This window comes from Pseudoduganella violaceinigra DSM 15887, assembly GCF_000425385.1.
In the GTDB taxonomy this organism is placed as follows: domain Bacteria; phylum Pseudomonadota; class Gammaproteobacteria; order Burkholderiales; family Burkholderiaceae_D; genus Rugamonas; species Rugamonas violaceinigra.
Genome location: NZ_KE384360.1, coordinates 164,299 through 183,362, shown reverse-complemented (window position 1 = coordinate 183,362; position 19,064 = coordinate 164,299). Strand labels below are relative to the sequence as shown.

The window sequence follows — 19,064 nt, the reverse complement described above, 5'->3', positions numbered from 1 at the left end:
CCGGTTTCCTTAAAAGGCTGGGAGGATGCAGGGCTCTTCGTAAGGCAAGCCCCATTTTTCGTCGTATTCGATGCGGGACAGGTACAGGCCGTCGGGCATGAAGGTGGGCGCCGACTTGGTGCGGTCCCGCCCTGCCAGCAGCTCGCCCATCCAGTCCGTGTTCTCGCGCCCCTGGCCGACGTAGACCAGCGAACCGACCAGGTTGCGCACCATATGGTGCAGGAAGGCGTTGGCGCGCAGCGTGAACAGGATCATGTCGCCGTGGCGCTCGATCTCGATGCAGTGCATCTCCTTGACCGGCGTCTTGGCCTGGCACATCGAGGCGCGGAAGGCGGTGAAATCGTGGGTCCCGATCAGGGGCTTGACCGCTTCGCGCATGCGCTCCACGTCCAGCTTCCAGTGGGTGAATCCGGCGCGGCCCGCCAGCAGGGGCGAACGCACTTGTTGGTTGTACAGCAGGTAGTGGTAGGTACGGGAACGGGCACTGAAACGGGCATGGAATTCCTGTTCCGGCGTCGGCGCCGCGGGCAGGTAGCGCGCCCAGCGCACGCCGATCGATTCGGGCAGGAAGGCGTTGATGCCGCGCACCCAGGCGTGTTCTGCGCGATCCAGATCGGTGTCGAAGTGCACCACCTGGTTCAAGGCGTGCACACCGGCGTCGGTGCGGCCGGCGCAGGTGGTGGCCAGCCGGGCGCAGGCAAAGCGCTCAATGGCGTCCTCCAGCCTGTTCTGCACGGTCTGGCCGTGCGGCTGGACCTGGTAGCCAAGCCAGTCGGCGCCGTTGTACTGAACTCCTAATGCGATGCGTTTCAAAATAAAAAATGCCCGGTCAGATTGATCTGTGACCGGGCATTATACGGCTATTTGCTACCTAGCCGGACAGCTGAGGCTCAGCCGAGTTGGGCACGCATGGCGCTGGCGCGCGAGACCTGGTCGTCGCTGCCGCCGCGGATCACTTCATCCAGCAGCTCGCGGGCGCCTTCCTTGTCGCCGATTTCCTGGTATGCCACCGCCAGGTCCAGCTTGGTGTCCATTTCCATGTGCAGAGCAGACATCTCGTCTTCGTTCTTCGGTGCGGCAGTTGCCTGGCCCGCGCCGCCGAGGTCGAGATTGATGCCGGACAGGTCGAAGTCCGCCGGTGCCGCGGCAGCGGCCACTGGCTCGCTCGGCAGATCCAGCGAGAAGTCGGCGGCCGACAACGGCGCCGCTTCGACGTGCGCTACAGCAGGAGCCGCCGCGCCGCCGGATGGCAGCGAGAAGTCCATGCTGTCGAGTTCAGCCAGCGGATCGGCGGCAGGCGCCGCTGCGGCCGCTTTGGCTTCGCTCGGCAGATCCAGGCCGAAGTCCATGCCGATATCGGCCATGGCGTCATGGGCTGGCGCGGCTGGCACGGCTTCCGCCCTGACTGGCGTATCCAGGCCCAGGTCGAAGGACAGGTCGTGCACTTCTTCCGCAGCAGCAACCGGTGCCGGTGCCAGTTCGACCGCGGCCCCGCCAGACGGCGCCGGTTCATCGAAGCTCAGGCCACCAAGGTCGAAGTCCAGGGTATTGCTCTCAGCAGCTTTGGGCGCGGCCTTCGATTCCTCGGCCAGCGACGGCAGCGAGCCGGCATCGCGGTCGAGATCGAAGTCCATCAGGCTGGATTCCGCAGCGGCTGGCGAAGCGTCAGCGCTCAGGTCCATGTCCAGGCCACCGGCCTTGGCCGGGGCAGCAGCTACTGGCTCGGCAAACATCGCAGCGAAGTCGTTGAGCTCATTCGACTCGCTCGCTGCGAAAGGGGCGGCAGCGCCGGCGGCGGCTGCACCCAGGCCTGCAGCAGCTTTCGCCTGCGCAGCATTCACGTACAGTGGATTGTCGGCATCGATGCCGGCGCCCAGCGCGGCGGCTTGCGCCCACTCGTCGCCCTGGCCCTTGGTCATCGAATACAGCTCGCTGGCCTGGGTTTCAAAGGCGCGCGCGTCCTTGCGGCCGGCGTAGATTTCCAGCAGCTTCAGGCGCACTGGGTGGCGTTCAGGGTGAACGCGCAGCGCTTCCTTCAGGATCTCTTCCGCCTGGGCGTCGCGGCCGTAGGCGATGTACACGTCGGCTTCCGCGACCGGATCGACTTCATTGGTGTCGAGCTGGCTGGCCGACGGCGCGAAGTTCGAGTTGAACACGCTGTTGCTGGTGTCCACGCTCTGGCCGCCGGTTTCCGCGAACAGGGAATGCGCGGTCGTGCCTGGATCGCCCATCACGCTGCCCGATTCCGTGTTCATCATCGACGACTCTTCTTCGGCAGCCTTGCGGCGGCGCATCACCACCACGGCGGCACCGGCCAGCAGCGCTGCAATGCCAACGCCGATCAGCTGGATGTTTTCCATCAGCGTGTCGACCAGGCTTGGGCTGGCAGGCGCTGGCGCCGGGGCCACTGGGCTGCGCTTTGGCTTGACTGGCTTTTCCGGTTCAGGCGCCGGGGCCACTGGTGCGGCAGCTGCCGGCGCGGCGGCTTCCGGTGCGGCAGGCGCCGAAGCGGCTGGAGCGGGAACTGGAGCCGGGGCCGGGGCTGGCGCCGCGGCGACTGGGGCAGGCGCAGGTGCAGGGGCCGACGGTGCGGACAAGATTGCTGCCGGAGCCGACGCCGCGGCGCTTGCCTTGGCCTGGGCGCTGGCGGCAGCCTTGTTCTTCACCTCCACCAACTTCTCGAGGCTATTGACGTTCTTTTCCAGCTCCTTCACACGGGCGCTGGCGTCGGCCATCTGACGGTCCTTGGCGATCTTCTCTTCCATGGCGCCGGTTTTGCCGGCCTTGGTGGCCGTGTCGCCCGCCTTGGACAGCTTCAGCTGGTCTTTCGACTCGCTGACGGCGGTCGGACGCTCTTGCACCTTGGCTGTGATCTTGCCGGTGTGGCTTTGCTGGGCTTCCGCTTCCTTGGCCGGGGTGGCCGCAGCCACCTGGCCCGCCAGCTTGGAACGGTAGGCATTGAAGTCGGCGGCATGCGCCACGACCAGGCCATGGGCCTCGCTCTGGCTGCTGCCCTTGACGGTGTTCGCGTCAGGCACGGTCAGGATGGTGCCGGACTTCAGGCGGTTCATATTGCCACCGTTGAAGGAGTCCGGGTTGGCGCGGTACAGCGCCGCCAGCATCATGTCCAGCGAGACTTCGGCCGGCTTCAGGCGGCCGGCGATACGCCCGAGCGTATCGCCTTTCTTGACCTGGTAGCTGTCGCCGGCGCCGGCATCGGTGCCGGCAGCGGCGCGCGATGCGGCTGGCGCTGGCGCCTGGGCTGGTGCGGACGGCGCTGCTGATGCGGCACTTGGCGTGGCGCTCGGGGTGGCGCTTGGCGCGGCAGCTGCCGGCGCATTGCGTGCCCCCTTGGCCTGCACCGGCGCCGCCACTTGCGGCGAACGGGCTGTCCGCAGGTCGGCTGGATCAAGCAGGAAGGTGTATTCCCGTACCAGGCGACCATTGGTCCAGGTAAGTTCGAGCAGCATATCAACGAAAGGTTCGTTGATCGGCTGGCCGGACGTGATACGGATGAATTGGCGTGAGCCACGGGCTTCGACTTCGAAGCGCAGGCCGAGCAGGGCCGAGTTGAATTCGATATTGGCGGCGCGGAAAGCATCCGGCGAGGCCAGCTTGGCCACCAGTTCGGACGCTTCCTCAGAGGAAACGGCGGTCAATTCGATTTCGGCGCGCAGCGGCTGCCCCAGGGAGGAGAGCACGGTGAGCTTGCCAAGACCAGCTGCGTTGACGGTAGTAGGTACGAGCACGGCGCCGCTGAGCACTGCAGCGGTCAGTGTTTTCAACGCGAACGAAGCGACCTTGGAAGGTTTTTGAACAGGCATAGTGAGCGACGAAAAATGGTTAACGTGGAAAGAAAGTTACTTTTCCAGAGGTCTCAACATAACATCATGCTTGGAAGCATGCAAGCATTCTCCCACTAATCACCCCCTCATGGCCAGCATTCTGTTTCGTTCGTGCCGAAAATATTTTGTGATTCAAAGAAAAAAGCCGAATTTCCTTTGAAATCCGGCCTTTAGAAAATACTGTTTAACTTGTTTATTATTCAGCAGTTATTATCTCGGTAATAACATTTATTTATCCAGAACGATGCGCAGCATGCGGCGCAGCGGCTCGGCCGCCCCCCACAGCAGCTGGTCGCCCACGGTGAAGGCGGACAGGTAGTCGCCGCCCATCGCCATTTTGCGCACGCGGCCGACCGGGATGGCCAGACTGCCGGTGACGGCCGCCGGGGTCAGGTCCTTGACCGACGCTTCGCGGGTGTTCGGCACCAGCTTCACCCACTGGTTGTCCTGGGCGATGATGTCGTTGATCTCGTCCAGCGGCACGTCCTTGCGCAGCTTGATGGTCAGCGCCTGGCTGTGGCAGCGCATCGCGCCGATGCGCACGCACAGGCCGTCGACATGGATCGGCGCGGCAGCGAAGCCTGCGCCGCGGCCCAGGATCTTGTTGGTCTCGGCGCCGCCCTTCCACTCTTCCTTCGACTGCCCATTGCCCAGGTCCTTGTCGATCCACGGGATCAGGTTGCCGCCCAGCGGCACGCCGAACTGCTTGGTCTCCTCGGCCGACATGCCGTGCTGGGTGGCCAGCACCTGCTTGTCGATTTCCAGGATGGCCGAGGCCGGGTTGTCCAGCAGGTGCTTGACGGAGGCGTTGATGGTGCCGTACTGGGTCAGCAGCTCGCGCATATGCTGCGCGCCGCCGCCGGAGGCCGCCTGGTAGGTCATGGAGGTCATCCACTCCACCAGGTCCTGCTTGAACAGGCCGCCCAGGCCCATCAGCATGCAGGACACGGTGCAGTTACCGCCGATGAAGTTCTTCACGCCCTTGGCCATGGCGTCCTTGATCACGTTCAGGTTGACCGGATCGAGCACGATCACGGCGTCCTTGTCCATGCGCAGGGTCGACGCCGCGTCGATCCAGTAGCCGTTCCAGCCGGCCGCGCGCAGCTTCGGGAATACCTCGGTGGTGTAGTCGCCGCCCTGGCAGGAGATGATGATCTCGCAGCGTTTCAGTTCGTCGATGTTGGTGGCGTCCTTCAGGGTCGTCTCGTTCTTCGCCATCTTCGGCGCAGCGCCGCCGGTGTTCGAAGTGGAGAAGAATACCGGCTCGATATGGGCAAAGTCGCCCTCTTCCTGCATGCGCTGCATCAGGACCGAACCGACCATACCGCGCCAACCAACCAGACCTACGAGTTTCATTTTGCTTTCCTTTGGGTGTGAAATCTATTCAATTCTAAACCGGTAAACCGGTGCCCGACCCGCAGGGTCAAGCACCGACTTGCCGGTTTCAGAGCGCCGCCACCACGGCATCGCCCATCTGCGACGTGCCAACCTTGGTCGTGCCCGCTTCGTAAATGTCCGGCGTGCGCAGCCCCTGCGCCAAGACCTTCTTGACCGCGCTTTCGATACGGTCGGCCTGCTGCGCGCGGTCCAGCGAATAGCGCAGCATCATGGCCGCCGACAGGATCGTGGCCAGCGGGTTGGCGATCCCCTTGCCCGCGATATCGGGAGCCGAACCGTGCGAGGGTTCGTACAGGCCCTTGTTGTTGGCGTCCAGCGAAGCCGACGGCAGCATGCCGATGGAACCGGTCAGCATGGCCGCCGCATCGGACAGGATGTCGCCGAACATATTGCCGGTGACGATGACGTCGAATTTCTTCGGCGCCCGCACCAGTTGCATGGCGGCGTTGTCGACATACATATGGTCCAGCGCCACGTCCGGGTAGTCCCGGTGCACGTCGGTGACGATGTCTTTCCAGAACTGGAAGGTTTCCAGCACGTTCGCCTTGTCGACCGAGGTCAGGCGCTTGCCGCGCTTTTGCGCCGCCTGGAACGCCACGTGGGCGATGCGGCGGATTTCGCCTTCCGCATAGCGCATGGTGTCGAAGCCTTCGCGCTGGCCCTTGAACGGGCCGTCCGGGCATTCGCGCACGCCGCGCGGCTGGCCGAAGTAGATGTCGCCGGTCAGTTCGCGCACGATCAGGATGTCCAGGCCCGACACCACTTCCGGCTTCAGCGTCGAGGCGCCGGCCAGCTCAGGGTAGAGGATGGCGGGGCGCAGGTTGCCGAACAGGCCCAGGTGCTTGCGCAGGCCGAGGATGGCCTGCTCCGGGCGCAGCGGGCGCTCCAGCGTATCGTACTTCCAGTCGCCCACGGCGCCGAACAGGATGGCGTCGGCCGCCTTGGCCAGCGCCAGGGTGTCCTCCGGCAGCGGATGGCCCTTGGCCTCGTAGCCGGCGCCGCCCACCGGCGCGGTTTCCATTTCAAATTTCTCGTCGAGTGCATGCAGGACCTTGACGGCCTGCTCGACGATTTCCGGGCCGATGCCATCGCCCGGCAGGATTGCGATTTTCATTGTTCGATCTTCTGTTAGATAACGTTGGCCAGCCAGGGCTGGTTCGCCAGGCGGCGCGCTTCGAATGCCTTGATTTCGTCGGCGTGGCGCAGGGTCAGGCCGATGTCGTCGAGGCCATTCATCAGACAGAACTTGCGGAAGGCGTCGATCTCGAAGGGATAGGAGACGGCGCCGTTGCTGGTGCCGACGCGCTGCTGCGCAAGGTCCACCACCAGGCGGTAACCCGGGAAGGCCTTGACTTCATTGAACAGATGATCGATCTGCGCTTCGGTCAGAACGACCGGCAGCAGGCCGTTCTTGAAGCAATTGTTGAAGAAGATGTCGGCAAAGCTCGGCGCCAGGATGGCGCGGAAGCCGTACTGGTCGAGCGCCCACGGCGCGTGCTCGCGCGAGGAACCGCAGCCGAAGTTCTTGCGCGTCAACAGAATCGAGGCGCCCTGGTAGCGCTGCTGGTTCAGCACGAAATCCGGGTTGAGCGGACGCTTGCTGTTGTCCATGCCCGGTTCGCCGTGGTCCAGATAGCGCCATTCGTCGAACAGATTGGGGCCGAAGCCGGTACGGTGGATCGACTTCAGGAACTGTTTCGGAATGATCGCGTCGGTATCGACATTGGCGCGGTCAAGCGGTGCAACTAAGCCTTCATAGACGGTGAATTTTTCCATGATTCTCAAAGGGTGGCGACGGCGGACCGTCACGGCCCGCCGTTCTGCGGTGGTTTATTTGCCAGCGCCTTCCATTTTCTGGCCGACTTTCTGGATGTCCTTGCCGAAGCCCGCAACGGTATTGCAGCCGGTCAGGGCGATGGCGGAAATGGCGAGGGCGATGGCGAATAGCTTTTTCATGATGTCTGCTCTGGCGGTGAATGGTTAGTGGATGGATCGGACATCCACAAAATGGCCGGCGATACCGGCTGCCGCGGCCATGGCGGGGGACACCAGGTGGGTGCGTCCGCCTTGGCCCTGACGGCCTTCAAAATTTCGGTTGGAAGTCGAGGCGCAGCGCTCGCCCGGATCGAGACGGTCGGCGTTCATGGCCAGGCACATCGAGCAGCCCGGTTCGCGCCATTCAAAGCCGGCGGCCTTGAAGATCGCGTCCAGCCCTTCGCGTTCGGCCTGCTCTTTCACCAGGCCCGAACCCGGCACCACCAGCGCCAGCTTGACGTTGGAGGCGCGCTGCTTGCCGCGCACCACGGCGGCGGCGGCGCGCAGGTCTTCGATGCGCGAGTTGGTGCAGGAGCCGATGAAGACCTTGTCGATGCGGATGTCTTCGATGCGCGTATTCGGCGCCAGATTCATGTACACCAGGGCCTTTTCCATGGCGTCGCGTTTGACCGGGTCTTTTTCCTGGTCCGGATCGGGCACGCGGCCGTCGATCGAGGTCACCTGCTCGGGCGAGGTGCCCCAGGTCACCTGCGGCTGGATCTGGGCCGCGTCGAGCGTGACCACGAAGTCGAATTTGGCGCCTGGCTCGGAATGCAGGGTGCGCCAGTAGGCCACCGCCTGCTCCCACTGCGGGCCGACAGGCGAATACGGGCGGCCTTTGACATAGTTGATGGTGGTTTCGTCGACGGCCACCATGCCGGCGCGCGCGCCCGCCTCAATCGCCATATTACAGACCGTCATGCGGCCCTCCATCGACAGCGAACGGATCGCCGAGCCGGCGAACTCGATCGCATAGCCGGTGCCGCCGGCGGTGCCGATCCGTCCGATCACGGCCAGCACGATGTCTTTGGCCGTCACGCCGGCCGGCAGCACGCCGTCCACCTGCACCAGCATGGCCTTGGATTTCTTGGCCAGCAGGGTCTGCGTCGCCAGCACGTGCTCCACTTCCGAGGTGCCGATGCCGTGCGCCAGTGCGCCGAAGGCGCCGTGGGTCGAGGTATGCGAGTCGCCGCACACGACCGTCATGCCCGGCAGGGTCGCGCCCTGCTCCGGGCCGATCACGTGCACGATGCCCTGGCGCTTGTCGTTCATATTGAAATAGGTCATGCCGACCGACTTCGTGTTCTTGTCCAGGGTCTCCACCTGCAGGCGCGAGACCGGATCCTCGATGCCGTGCGAACGGTCCGTGGTCGGGACGTTGTGGTCGGCCACCGCCAGGTTGGCGGACAGGCGCCACGGTTGGCGGCCGGCGCTGCGCAGGCCGTCGAAAGCCTGCGGGCTGGTCACCTCGTGGACCAGGTGGCGGTCGATGTACAGGAGGGCCGTGCCGTCTTCCTCAGTGCGAACTACGTGGGATTCCCAGAGTTTGTCGTAAAGCGTTTTCATGATGCTGCCTGATTAGGTGATCCGATTGATTATGCCATAGTTTGTGCAACGCAAAACCCAGCCGTTTTCCGCCTTGTGAGCAATCCAGCGTAAGTTTCGCCATACAGCGCCAAATAAAAAAAGCCTGCAGCCCCTTTTTGGGAGGCTGCAGGCTCGTGGTTTCTGTTTTCTTTGAAGGGAGGCTTTAAGCCGCCATTCGTACACTACCCCTGCAACCGTCCATCAGGAACGATAGGCCGACGACTAGGACCAGGTCGCCCTCGGCGGAACGCGCGGTGCCGGTAATGCCGTCCACCGACAGCGCCGTCATCGGCTTGATGACCAGGTCGGCGGTGCCGTCCACGGCTGCCACGGCCAGGATATAGGGCTGCGGCGAGTTGATGACGATGCCCACGCGCTCCGAGCATGGCTCGTAGCCCAGGGCATCGGCCAGGGAGCGCACCGGCAGCGGACGGCCCTGGTCTTTCAGGACCGGTGCGCCGCCGACTTCCATGAACACTTCCGGCAGTTCCACCACGCGCTCGACCACCGCCATCGGCAGCGCCAGCAGCGCGCCCGAGGTCGATACCAGCATGGTCGGCACGATCGACAGCTCGATCGGCAGGCGGATGGCGAACTTGGTGCCCTTGCCCAGCTGCGATTCGATGTGGATCGCGCCGCGGTTCTTCTCCACGGCGGTCTTCACCACGTCCATGCCGACGCCGCGGCCGGACACGGAAGACGCCACTTCCTTGGTCGAGAAGCCGGGCAGGAACACCAGCTGGTAGGACTCGTCGTCCGACAGGTTGGCGCTGGGCGAGATCAAGCCCTTCTCGGCGGCCTTGCGGCGCAGCGCGACCGGGTCCATGCCCTTGCCGTCGTCCTGCAGGACGATCATGACGGAGTTGGCCTCCTGCCATGCCTTCAGCGAGATATAGGCCTTGGGCGGCTTGCCGATGGCCATGCGCGCATCGGGCGCCTCGACGCCGTGGTCGAGCGCATTGCGCAGCATGTGCACCAGCGGATCGTACAGGCTGTCCACCACCACGCGGTCGACTTCGGTCTCCGCGCCCTCGATGGTCAGCTCGACTTCCTTGCCCAGGTCTTTCGCCAGTTCGCGCACCAGGCGCGGGAACTTCTGGAACAGGCGGCCGACCGGCTGCATGCGGGTCGCCAGCGTGGCGCGCTGCAGTTCGGTCGAATAGCGCGAAGCGCGTTCCAGGGTTTCGGTCAGGGCCGACATCAGGGAGGCGGCCTGGCCTTCGAACTTGAATTGCTGCAGGCGTTCCAGCAGCACGGCCGCCTGGTTGGCGGCTTGCACGGACTCGCCCGCCACCTCCAGCAGCGCATCCAGCTTGACCGCATCGATACGGATCGATTCTTCCTTGGCCGGCGCGGAGGTCGGCTTGGCTTCGGGCGCCGGGCGTTCTTTCGCTTCCGCGGCCGGGGCCGGGGCCGGGGCCGGCGCGTGCACAGCGGCCGGCGTGCCTTCGGCCGCGGCGTGCGCGGCGGCCACGCCTTCCGTGCGCGTCTCGGCTGCCGGGCGCACATACGTGCCAGGCGGCACCACGGCTTCGTACATGCCTTCCCAGTCCAGGCCATCGGCCGACGGCGCCGCAGCGGCGGCGCTCGGCGCGGCGGCCGCCGCTGCAGGCGCAGCAGGTGCCGGGGCAGGCGCGGCGGCGGCCGGCTTGGCCTTGCCGGCGGCGGAACTGGCCTTGCCGTCGATGGCGTCCTTCAAGATCGCTTCCAGGTCGGCCGGCATCGGCGCCAGCTGGTCCGGGGCGGTGCCGTTATTCAGGTCGGTCAGCTGGTCGGCCACGAAGCCCGAGGCCTGCAGCGCCGCCTCGATCGACAGCGCGGTGACCGGCGCGGCGCCGGTGCGCAGCGCGTCGAACAGGTTTTCGGTCAGGTGGCAGGCCGACACTAAGGCGCCCAGGTTCATGAAGCCCGCGCCGCCCTTGATGGTGTGGAACGAGCGGAAAACGGCGTTCAGCGTTTCCTTGTTGTGCGGGTCACGTTCGAGGCGCAGCAGGTGCTCTTCGACGTTGACGGCCAGGTCCATGGCCTCGACCACGAACTCCTTGAGCATATCGTCCATTAGAACCCCAGGTCGGCAAGCAGGTCATCGACGCTGTCCTGATTCAGGGCTTCCGATGGCACGGACGGACCCGACATCAGCGACACCTCTTTCTGCGCAATCTTTTCCCGCACATCGGCCGGCGCATTATCCTTCAACAGCTGCGCCAGCTCGGTTTCGACCTTCTTGGTGATGGCCACGACTTTCTTGATCAGCTGGCCGGTGATGTCCTGGAAGTCCTGCGCCATCATGATCTCGAGCAGGCGCGCTTTCTCGGCCTCGGTGGCCTCGGACACCTTGGCGGCAAAGGCGCGCGAATCGCCGGCCAGGGCCTTGAATTCGTCGATGCTGAGCTTGCCCGCGAACAGCGCCGCCCAGCGCTCTTCCATTTCCTTCGATTGCTTGGACAGCACCTCCTGCGCCGGCATGCCGTCGTCCAGGGTGTTCAGCACTTTGTTGGCGGCCTGCTCGGTCAGCGAGGCGACGTATTCCAGGCGGTCCTGGGCGTCGACGATCTGGGTCGAGGCCTCGGTCAGCGCCTTGTCGTAGCCCAGTTCGCGCAGCGAGTCGTGCAGCAGGCGCACGATGCCGCCCAGGCGCTCGAACATGCCGTGCTGGTCGCCTTCCGCGTGCTCGCAGCCTTCCGCTGGCGCGGCGGCCGCCGGTGCGGGGGCCGCGGCCGGCGCCGGCGCCAGGTTCGCCGCGGCTACCGATTCAAACAGGTTTTCCAGGTCATCCGAATCGCCTGAATCGGAGGCTGCAGCGGCCGGAGCAGCGGCTGGAGCAGGAGCAGGCGCATTCGCCCGTTGCGCAGATACTTCTTCAAATAAGGCATCGAAATCATCAGCGGCGTCGGTCATAATTCCTGCTTCTCCATAATTTTCAAAAGTTCCTGATGCCGAAAAAGTGTCAAATTTGACGCTCGGCAATAAACAAGGTACTCACGCGAGTGTAACAGGGGCTCCCCCATCAGTTCAATCTCTTAGGTGAAGGGACATCGCGCTCCCAGTGTACTGTTGTATTTGCGGATCGTGTGAAATACCCGTTGCAAGCCCCTGAAATCGCGGGAATTTGCGCCATCGGCCATGATACTCGGACAGTTTCTTGATAAATATCAATTCTTTACACCAGAACAATACCCATAAACGGGGCTACAATGAAGGCAGGTCAAGACTCTTTTAATAGTTAAAGGAGGCTGAGATGTACCGTAAAATCCTGATCACAACCGACGGCTCGGCCGTCTCCAGCAAGACCGCCTGCGCCGGGGTCGAATTCGCCCAGCAGCTCGGGGCGGAAGTGCTGGCCTTGTTTGTGGCGCCGGAATACCAGTATCCGATTTACGTGGAAATCATCCCGCCCAGCTACCCCAGCGAAGAAGAGTACCGCGCGGCGATGCAGCGCGCCGGCAACGAGCATGTTCAGTCTATCCTTGCGGCCTGCGCGAATAAAGGCGTGCGTGCCGAGGGCATGACGGCCTTTGCCGAAAGCGCGGCGCTGAAGATCGTGGACGTGGCCGGCCAGTGCGGCTGCGACCTGATCTTCATTGGTTCGCATGGGCGCAGCGGCTGGGGCCAATTGCTGCTGGGCAGTGTGACCAATAAAGTGCTGTCGCATACCCGGATCCCGGTGCTGGTGCACCGGCTGATCAAAGACCCGCGCCCGGCGTGATACGCCGGGCGTTACCACTCGTGCCCGCCCGACGGGCGGCGCGGGGAGAACAGTTTTGCTAAATTTTGAGGAACCATGATTCGCATTGTCATCGCAGACGACCACACCATCATGCGCGAAGGACTCAAGCGCATTCTCGACGGTGCCCCTGACATCGATATCGTAGGCGAAGCCATCGACGGCTTCGAAGTTCTCGCCCACATCCGCCAGGGCGGTTTCGACCTGCTCCTGCTCGACCTGTCCATGCCGGGCCGCAGCGGCGTCGACCTGATCCGCCAGATCCGCAGCGAATCGCCCAAGCTGGCCATCCTGATCCTCACCATGCACGAAGAGGAACAGTATGCGGTGCGTGCCATCCGCGCCGGCGCCCAGGGCTACCTGACCAAGGAAAGCGCCGGTACCCAGCTGGTGGGCGCCATCCGCAAGGTCGCCTCCGGCCGTCCTTACATCTCCACCGAAGTGGCCGAGCAACTGGCGCTGAACATCATGCAGCCGGCCGAAATCCTGCTGCACAAGCAACTCTCGGACCGCGAATTCGAAGTATTTTCGCTACTGGTGTCGGGAAAATCCATCACTGAAATCGCCAACGGCCTACATTTGAGCGTGAAAACCGTGAGCACGCACAAGACCCGCATCATGCAGAAAATGGGCATGGCTTCGCTCTCGGAAATGGTGCAGTACGCTGTGGCGCACAAGCTGCTGACCCCGTTCAAAGCATGATTGACAAGGTTGTTTTTAGGATAATTCCTACAATGGCCCACTGCCCTCCTACGGGCATATTCAGCAACGACTGATATTTTTCCCCCATTCACGTTGGCATACTGAAACCATTCCGTTTGGGAACCAGGAGATCAGCATGCTCTCAACGCAACCCGTGTCCCATGAGGCCGGCCGCCAGCGGCAAGGCCGTTTGTGGTCCAACCTGAAAGAAGTGTGCGACCTGCTGCACTTGCCGCCGGTATCGCTCAGTTCCGAAGAGCTGCTGTTCCAGCATGTGCAGTTCAAGACCGGCCAGCGGGTCCACACCATCGGCCAGCCTTTCGACATGCTGTACGTGGTCAATTCGGGCTTCATGAAAACCGTGCTGATCGACGAGTTCGGCAACGAGCAGGTGCTGGCCTTCCCCATGAAGGGCGACCTGATGGGGGTGGACGGCATCCACAGCAAGACTTACGCCTCGGAAGCGGTGGCGCTGTCCGATTGCGACCTGATCCTGCTGCCGTTCAAGAAGCTGACCACCCTGGGCCGCACCCATGTGGAACTGGAAAACTTGATGTACGGCGTGATGAGCCGCGAACTGGTGCGCGAGCAAGCCATGATCGGCATGCTGGGCGCCCTGAGCGCGGAGGCGCGGGTGGCGCGCTTCCTGGTCACGCTGTCGGAAAAATTCGCGCAGATGGGCTATTCGAGCAAGCTGTTCAACCTGCGCATGACACGCCACGAGATCGGCAGCTACCTCGGCCTGACCCTGGAAACGGTCAGCCGCACCCTGTCGGCCTTCAATGAAATCGGGTTGATCAGCGTGGACCAGCGCACCATCGGCATCAAGGATGTCGACGCGCTCAAGTCCCTGCGCCGCCTACCTCCTTCGCGCACGCGCAGCAAGCTGCCGTCGCGCGCCAAGGCTGCCGCCAGCGAAGCCCCCGTGCCGCTGCTGGCAACCTTGTAAAGAGTAACACTCACCCAGCTTTGGCCCGCCTCGGCGGGCCTTTTTTTTCTATAATAATTTTATTTGACAAATACCTAAGGCATCCGCATAATGTAAATGCGAATCATTCTTATTTAAGGAAAAAGAACAATGTCTACCGCCACCATTGCCGAAGCGCCCAAACCCATGGCTGCTGACGCCGCATCCGCCCAGCAGCCATCCCCATCCCTGCGCCGCTTCACCACCAGCGGCCTGATGGAAGACCAGCGTGAAATCGAAATCGAACATGCCGGCCGCATCTACCGTCTTCGCATCACGCAGTTGAACAAGCTGATCCTCACTGCCTGAGGCGTCCCCTCCCCCATCGCCAGCCAGCCGCTGCGTGCGGTCGCCAGCCACCCCAAATTCTTGGAGTGAAACATGGCTATCGACCGCAACGACCCCATCTTCCAGTCCCGCAACGCCGCCGCCCAGCACCCGGAACTGATGCTGTCCGCCGTGCTGCACCTGATGTCGCACTACACGGCCAATGCCGCCGACAACGGCGGCTGCGTCAAGCTCGCCTCCGTCATCGAGCGCCACCTGAAAGCCCTGTCCGCCCTGCCCGAACTGGCGCCGGTGCTGCGCGCCACCTGCCTGCAGCTGTGCGAACAATGGGCCGCCGTGGTCGAGCAAGCCCGTCCTCCGCAAGAGCGCGCCGGCTTCCTGGCGCGCCTGATCGGCCGTCCGCGCCCCACTGCACTCCCCGCCTGAGGCCTGCCATGTGCGACAAGCATCAAGCCGCGGCCGCACCGGCCGCCGAACCGGCGCGCCGGCGCCGCATCTGGGACCTGCCCCACACCTGCCACTGCCCGCTGGTCGGCGTCGGCCTGCCGCTCGGCGTGCTGCGCAAGATCGTCGCCAAGGCCGTCGGCGGCAAGGTGCTGGCCGACGACTATGAAGTGCACGTGGGCGCCGTCAGCGAATGCGGCAGCCGCAACCGCCTGTCGGAAGCGGTGCAGAAAGAACTGGAACGCCGCTACGCCGTGGTGATCCAGCGCTTCCGCGCGGCGCGCGACGCCGCGGCCCTGGAAGCGCTGTGGCAAGCCGCCGTCGCCAGCGGCGACGTGCCGGGCCCGTTCTGGGCCGGCCTCAGCCACCCGCAATGCAGCACCGAACTGCAGGAGCGCATGTGCCGCGACCTGCACATGATCCAGCACCAGGCCGGCGCCGCCACGCGCGCCGACATCAGCCGCCTGCAGACGCTGGAGCAGGCCAATGGCGCGCTCGAACGCGAACTGGCGCGCCTGCAGCAGCGCAGCACCGCCTGGCAGGCCGAACGCCACGCCGAGCAGGAACAGCACGCCGCCGCCGTCATGCAGCTGCGCGCCCAGCTGGTCGGCCGCGACAGCACGCTGGCCTCCTTGCGGCAGCAACTGGAAGACCTGCACGCCAGCATTCCCGGCCTGGGGACGCGCGAGCGCCTGGCGCGCCAGCTCAGCACCACCGAACAGCGCGTGCATGAACTGCGCGCGGAAGCGGCCGCCGCCCGCGCCGAAGCCGCCGCGCTCGAACGCCAGCTGGCCGAAGCGCGCAGCGCGCTGGCCGCCCTGCAACCGTCGCCCGCCATGCCGGCAGCCGCCACCGCCGCAACGGGCGGGCCGGCTGTCGCAGCGGGCACCACGCCGCAGCGCATCACCCTGCACGGCCTGCTGGCCGAACGCGTGCTGTGCGTCGGCGGCCGCGCCGGCAATGTGGCGGGCTACCGTTCCGTGATCGAAGACGCCGGCGCCGAATTCCTGCACCACGACGGCGGGCTGGAAGACAATGTCGCGCGCCTGGAAAGCAGCATGGCCGCAGCCGACCTGGTGATTTGCCAGACCGCCTGCATCAGCCACAGCGCCTACTGGCGCGTGAAGGACTTCTGCAAGCGCCACCAGAAACGCTGCATCTTCATCGACAACCCCAGCGTCACCACCCTCCAGCGCGAAATCCTGGCCCAGGCCTGACAAGCAAATAAAAAGCCGGGGTCAGGTCTGGCAATCGGACATTTGCGTACGCAAATGTCCGATTGCCAGACCTGACCCCGGCTTTCAAAATAAAACGCCCCAGCGCTTGCGCGCGCGGGGCGTTTTTTGCTGATGGAACTAAAGCTTAGAAGCTGTAGTTGCCGCTCAGGTAGAAGCTACGGCCCATTGGATCGGCGTAGCGTGGGTCGAAGCCAACCTGGTGGCCCGAGGAGTTACGCAGCGACAGTGGCGGTTCGCGGTCGAACAGGTTCTTGATGCCAGCACGCAGCGCCAATTGCTTGTTGACGTTCCACTTGCCTTGCCAGTCGAAGGTCAGGTGCGACGGCACGTGGATGCGAACATCCTTTTCCGTTGCGCTGGTGTCCAGGTTCCACACGGTGGTAGGAGCATCGGTGTAACCATTGCGGTAGTAGGCGGTGATCGAATTGCTGAACGCGCCGGTTTCCAGGGTGTTGGTCCAACGGATAATGTGACGGAACGACACGGCGTTGTTAATGCCGAAGAAGTTCATGCTGTCGGTCCACTGGTCGCTGGTGCCTGGCTTGGTGTAGTCAGACTTGATCAGGTAGGTGCCAGCCAGAGTCGACGAGAACTTGCCGAAGTCGAAGCTGCGGCGGCCAGTCATGTCCCAGTCGATACCTTGGTTGTGGGTCTTGCCGATATTGATCGACAGACGCTTGAAGGCGTAGAAGGTCTTGCTGGTCGCAGGTTCGGTGTAGGTGGTGAACAGCTGCGGATAGTCCGCGCCGCCATTGCTGAAGGCCAACTGCTCGGAAACCGACGACACCGCATCGCGGATCTTCACGTCCCACAGGTCGGCGCCGGCGGAGAACCAGTTTGCCGGCTCGACGCGGAAGCCGATGGTGAACTGCTTCGACTTCTCTGGTTTCAGCTCGACGTTGCCGCCCGAGTAGACCGGGTATTGATCCAGTGCGCTTGGCTTGCACAGGGTGCTGTTGCCCTGTACGTCAGGGCAGGCGTACTTGGAGGCTGTGACGCCTGCAGTCACCAGCGGCTGGCCGATGTTCAGCATATCAGGGGCCTTGAAGCCAGTGCCGTAGGATGCGCGAACCACGGTGGACGCGGTAGGCTGCCAGCGGGTGCTCAGCTTGTAGGTGACGGCCGACTCTTTCTTGCCCATCTTGGTGCCGGTCACACCATTGTCGATGGCAGTGTAGGCGTCGTAACGCACGGCGCCGGTCACTTCCAGCGATTTCACCACCGGAACCAGCAATTCGCTGAACAAACCAGAAGTGTTACGCGCCATGTCGTAAGTCGCTGGGCTGCTCAGGTTGTAGATCATGCCGTTCTTGGCGGCATCGGTCGGGGTCTGCTCGTAGTGATAACGGCGGAAGTCGCCGCCTACCGCGATCGAGCTGACGCCGCCGCCCAGGCCGAGGTCGAACAATTCGCGCGATGCGCGGGCGTCGACGCCGGTCAGGGTGGTCGATGCGTTACGGATGGCACCGTGATAGGTGGAACCGTCGATCAGCTTGCGGGTTGCATCGCTCACTGGACCCAGCGGTGCAAACGGGTCGAAGGAGCCGTTTGCCATCATGTCGCGGAATTCCTTGTTCAGCTGGTAGCCGCCGACGTAGCGCTCTTCGATCTTGTTGCGCGACCAGGTCAGGCCGGTGCTGAAGTTCCACGCGCCCAGATCGCCTTCCGCACCAACCACCAGGTGCTGGGTGTCGGTGATGGTCTGGCTGTCGCGGGTGCCCCAGTCGAAGCTGCGGTAGGTCGCGTTTACCGGCGAGGTGCCTGGCTTGGTGGTCACCGCCATATTGGCTTGCTGGGCCGGGGTCAGGTATGGCTGGACGTAGTTGGTGTAGAACGACGACGTGGTCGGAACCGCAATCGGCATGGCGTTCGGCGCAATGCGGGCGGTCAGATCAAAGCGGCCCAGTACGGCTTCCGCAAACAGGTTGACGTTGTCGGTCAGCTTGAAATTGGCATTACCGAAGAAGGTGTCGCGCTTGCTTTCCGGAACGATTTCAACCGTAGCGCCCGAATCAAAGCCGCAAGTCTGCGGGTTGGTCGGCACGATGAAGTTCATCGGCGCGCAGTTGCCATTTTTCAGCAGGTAGGGATTGAACGTGGTGTTGGCAACGCCGCCAACGCTCTTGTCCTTGAAGTCCACGGTGACATTGGCCGGCACGGAGGAGGTGCTGGTGCGGTCCATCACGTAGTTGTGACCGTTGAAGGTGAACGGCACATACGAGGTTTTCGCGAAGTCGCGCTCGGTGGCACGCAGCTTGGTGTGCTCGTCGTGGCGGTAGCTACCCATCAGGGCCAGACGGCCATCCAGCAGATCATTGGTCCCTGCGGTGATGGAGAAGTCGGTCTGGCGGCCGGAGCTGCTGTCGAACGGCTGGCCGAAGTTGGCTTCCAGGTTCACGCCCTTGTAATTCTTCTTCATGATGAAGTTGATTACGCCGGCGATGGCGTCCGAACCGTACAGTGCCGAAGCGCCGTCGGTCAGGATCTCGACGCGCTCGATCGCGCTCATCGGAATGGCATTCAGGTTGACGGTGGAACCGTCGCCCTGCGGGGCGATGCGGCGGCCGTTCAGCAGCACCAGGGTGTAGCTCGCACCGATGTCGTGGATCGAGGCAGTCACATTGCCACCGGAATTGGAACCGGCAGCGGTGGCTTCAACGGAGAAGCCTTGCATCGCTGGCAGGGCCTGGACCAGTTCGGCGACCGTGGTGGCGCCGGTCTTCTTGATCGTCTCGGCCGACAGACGCTGCACAGGCAGTGCGCCTTCGACGGCGATACGCTTGATCGCGGAACCGGTAATTTCAACGCGCTGCATCGGGGCTTCTTGCGCGACGGCGTGGCCGGCGGCGATCAGGGCCAGGGCGGACATCGCCAGGCGCACGGAACGCACAACGATCTTTTCTTGGAATACCATTCTCTACTCCTTCGGGTTTCAAAAAACGTTCGAATGAGCAAAGCGGTTTTTGACCTTTGCTCACCGACCGCGGATTATGGGGGGAGTAAAGAGGCAATATGATGTCAATAATGCTACAGAAGTGAAATATTCGGAGCTTATT

At 63.6% G+C, this 19,064-nt stretch carries 16 protein-coding genes; 6 read left to right on the top strand and 10 right to left on the bottom strand.

Translation table 11 applies throughout. The features are described from left to right. Positions 1 to 9: 9 nt before the first annotated feature. From truA to H597_RS0127265, 9 genes are all read right to left on the bottom strand, one after another. Positions 10 to 813 (bottom strand): tRNA pseudouridine(38-40) synthase TruA, encoded by an 804-nt coding sequence (gene truA / locus H597_RS0127305; RefSeq protein WP_028104917.1) that lies wholly within the window; start codon positions 811 to 813, stop codon positions 10 to 12. 77 nt (positions 814 to 890) lie between these two features. Next, positions 891 to 3,824: a motility hub landmark protein FimV gene (locus tag H597_RS0127300; protein WP_028104916.1), complete on the bottom strand. Its 2,934-nt coding sequence runs from the start codon at positions 3,822 to 3,824 to the stop codon at positions 891 to 893. Between the two features lie 249 nt (positions 3,825 to 4,073). Then, entirely contained in the window at positions 4,074 to 5,201 is a 1,128-nt protein-coding gene (gene asd / locus H597_RS0127295; RefSeq protein ID WP_083941316.1) for an aspartate-semialdehyde dehydrogenase, read from the bottom strand. An 88-nt stretch (positions 5,202 to 5,289) separates the two neighbouring features. After that, positions 5,290 to 6,357 (bottom strand): 3-isopropylmalate dehydrogenase, encoded by a 1,068-nt coding sequence (leuB, locus tag H597_RS0127290; protein ID WP_028104914.1) that lies wholly within the window; start codon positions 6,355 to 6,357, stop codon positions 5,290 to 5,292. Between the two features lie 14 nt (positions 6,358 to 6,371). Then, positions 6,372 to 7,019 carry a 3-isopropylmalate dehydratase small subunit gene (gene leuD / locus H597_RS0127285; RefSeq protein WP_028104913.1) on the bottom strand — a complete coding sequence of 216 codons (648 nt, stop codon included), beginning with the start codon at positions 7,017 to 7,019 and terminating at the stop codon, positions 6,372 to 6,374. A gap of 54 nt (positions 7,020 to 7,073) precedes the next feature. Next, positions 7,074 to 7,199 (bottom strand): entericidin A/B family lipoprotein, encoded by a 126-nt coding sequence (locus H597_RS0127280; protein WP_028104912.1) that lies wholly within the window; start codon positions 7,197 to 7,199, stop codon positions 7,074 to 7,076. Positions 7,200 to 7,223: 24 nt separating this feature from the next. Beyond that, on the bottom strand, positions 7,224 to 8,627 hold the full coding sequence (leuC, locus tag H597_RS0127275) for a 3-isopropylmalate dehydratase large subunit (RefSeq protein ID WP_028104911.1): 1,404 nt from the start codon (positions 8,625 to 8,627) through the stop codon (positions 7,224 to 7,226). A gap of 181 nt (positions 8,628 to 8,808) precedes the next feature. Further along, entirely contained in the window at positions 8,809 to 10,704 is a 1,896-nt protein-coding gene (locus H597_RS0127270; protein ID WP_028104910.1) for a chemotaxis protein CheA, read from the bottom strand. Continuing rightward, a complete protein-coding gene (locus tag H597_RS0127265) occupies positions 10,704 to 11,543 on the bottom strand; it encodes a protein phosphatase CheZ (protein ID WP_028104909.1) in 840 nt (279 codons plus the stop codon). Before H597_RS0127265 ends, H597_RS0127270 begins: the two co-directional genes overlap by 1 nt. Positions 11,544 to 11,883: 340 nt before the next feature. On the opposite strand from H597_RS0127265, the gene H597_RS0127260 reads away from it, so the two are divergent. From H597_RS0127260 to H597_RS0127235, 6 genes are all read left to right on the top strand, one after another. After that, positions 11,884 to 12,351 (top strand): universal stress protein, encoded by a 468-nt coding sequence (locus H597_RS0127260; RefSeq protein WP_028104908.1) that lies wholly within the window; start codon positions 11,884 to 11,886, stop codon positions 12,349 to 12,351. Positions 12,352 to 12,426: 75 nt separating this feature from the next. Beyond that, positions 12,427 to 13,071, top strand: a complete 645-nt coding sequence (locus H597_RS0127255) for a response regulator (protein ID WP_028104907.1) — start codon at positions 12,427 to 12,429, stop codon at positions 13,069 to 13,071. A 136-nt stretch (positions 13,072 to 13,207) separates the two neighbouring features. Then, positions 13,208 to 14,020 (top strand): Crp/Fnr family transcriptional regulator, encoded by an 813-nt coding sequence (locus H597_RS0127250; RefSeq protein ID WP_035375359.1) that lies wholly within the window; start codon positions 13,208 to 13,210, stop codon positions 14,018 to 14,020. A 129-nt stretch (positions 14,021 to 14,149) separates the two neighbouring features. Continuing rightward, entirely contained in the window at positions 14,150 to 14,347 is a 198-nt protein-coding gene (gene hemP / locus H597_RS32685) for a hemin uptake protein HemP (RefSeq protein WP_035375358.1), read from the top strand. Between the two features lie 72 nt (positions 14,348 to 14,419). Next, positions 14,420 to 14,752 (top strand): hypothetical protein, encoded by a 333-nt coding sequence (locus H597_RS0127240; RefSeq protein WP_028104905.1) that lies wholly within the window; start codon positions 14,420 to 14,422, stop codon positions 14,750 to 14,752. 8 nt (positions 14,753 to 14,760) lie between these two features. Beyond that, complete coding sequence (locus H597_RS0127235) at positions 14,761 to 15,987, top strand: DUF2325 domain-containing protein (RefSeq protein ID WP_028104904.1); 1,227 nt, start codon at positions 14,761 to 14,763, stop codon at positions 15,985 to 15,987. 145 nt (positions 15,988 to 16,132) lie between these two features. On the opposite strand, the gene H597_RS0127230 is transcribed toward H597_RS0127235, so the two are convergent. Further along, a complete protein-coding gene (locus H597_RS0127230) occupies positions 16,133 to 18,922 on the bottom strand; it encodes a TonB-dependent receptor (RefSeq protein ID WP_028104903.1) in 2,790 nt (929 codons plus the stop codon). Positions 18,923 to 19,064 lie beyond the last annotated feature (142 nt).

Coding starts and splice junctions, on each gene's coding strand:
- H597_RS0127300 (WP_028104916.1), bottom strand. CDS start 3,824: ATGCCTGTTCAAAAACCTTCCAAGGTCGCTTCGTTCGCGTTGAAAACA.
- asd (WP_083941316.1), bottom strand. CDS start 5,201: ATGAAACTCGTAGGTCTGGTTGGTTGGCGCGGTATGGTCGGTTCGGTC.
- leuB (WP_028104914.1), bottom strand. CDS start 6,357: ATGAAAATCGCAATCCTGCCGGGCGATGGCATCGGCCCGGAAATCGTC.
- leuD (WP_028104913.1), bottom strand. CDS start 7,019: ATGGAAAAATTCACCGTCTATGAAGGCTTAGTTGCACCGCTTGACCGC.
- H597_RS0127280 (WP_028104912.1), bottom strand. CDS start 7,199: ATGAAAAAGCTATTCGCCATCGCCCTCGCCATTTCCGCCATCGCCCTG.
- H597_RS0127270 (WP_028104910.1), bottom strand. CDS start 10,704: ATGGACGATATGCTCAAGGAGTTCGTGGTCGAGGCCATGGACCTGGCC.
- H597_RS0127265 (WP_028104909.1), bottom strand. CDS start 11,543: ATGACCGACGCCGCTGATGATTTCGATGCCTTATTTGAAGAAGTATCT.
- H597_RS0127260 (WP_028104908.1), top strand. CDS start 11,884: ATGTACCGTAAAATCCTGATCACAACCGACGGCTCGGCCGTCTCCAGC.
- H597_RS0127255 (WP_028104907.1), top strand. CDS start 12,427: ATGATTCGCATTGTCATCGCAGACGACCACACCATCATGCGCGAAGGA.
- H597_RS0127250 (WP_035375359.1), top strand. CDS start 13,208: ATGCTCTCAACGCAACCCGTGTCCCATGAGGCCGGCCGCCAGCGGCAA.
- hemP (WP_035375358.1), top strand. CDS start 14,150: ATGTCTACCGCCACCATTGCCGAAGCGCCCAAACCCATGGCTGCTGAC.
- H597_RS0127240 (WP_028104905.1), top strand. CDS start 14,420: ATGGCTATCGACCGCAACGACCCCATCTTCCAGTCCCGCAACGCCGCC.
- H597_RS0127235 (WP_028104904.1), top strand. CDS start 14,761: ATGTGCGACAAGCATCAAGCCGCGGCCGCACCGGCCGCCGAACCGGCG.
- H597_RS0127230 (WP_028104903.1), bottom strand. CDS start 18,922: ATGGTATTCCAAGAAAAGATCGTTGTGCGTTCCGTGCGCCTGGCGATG.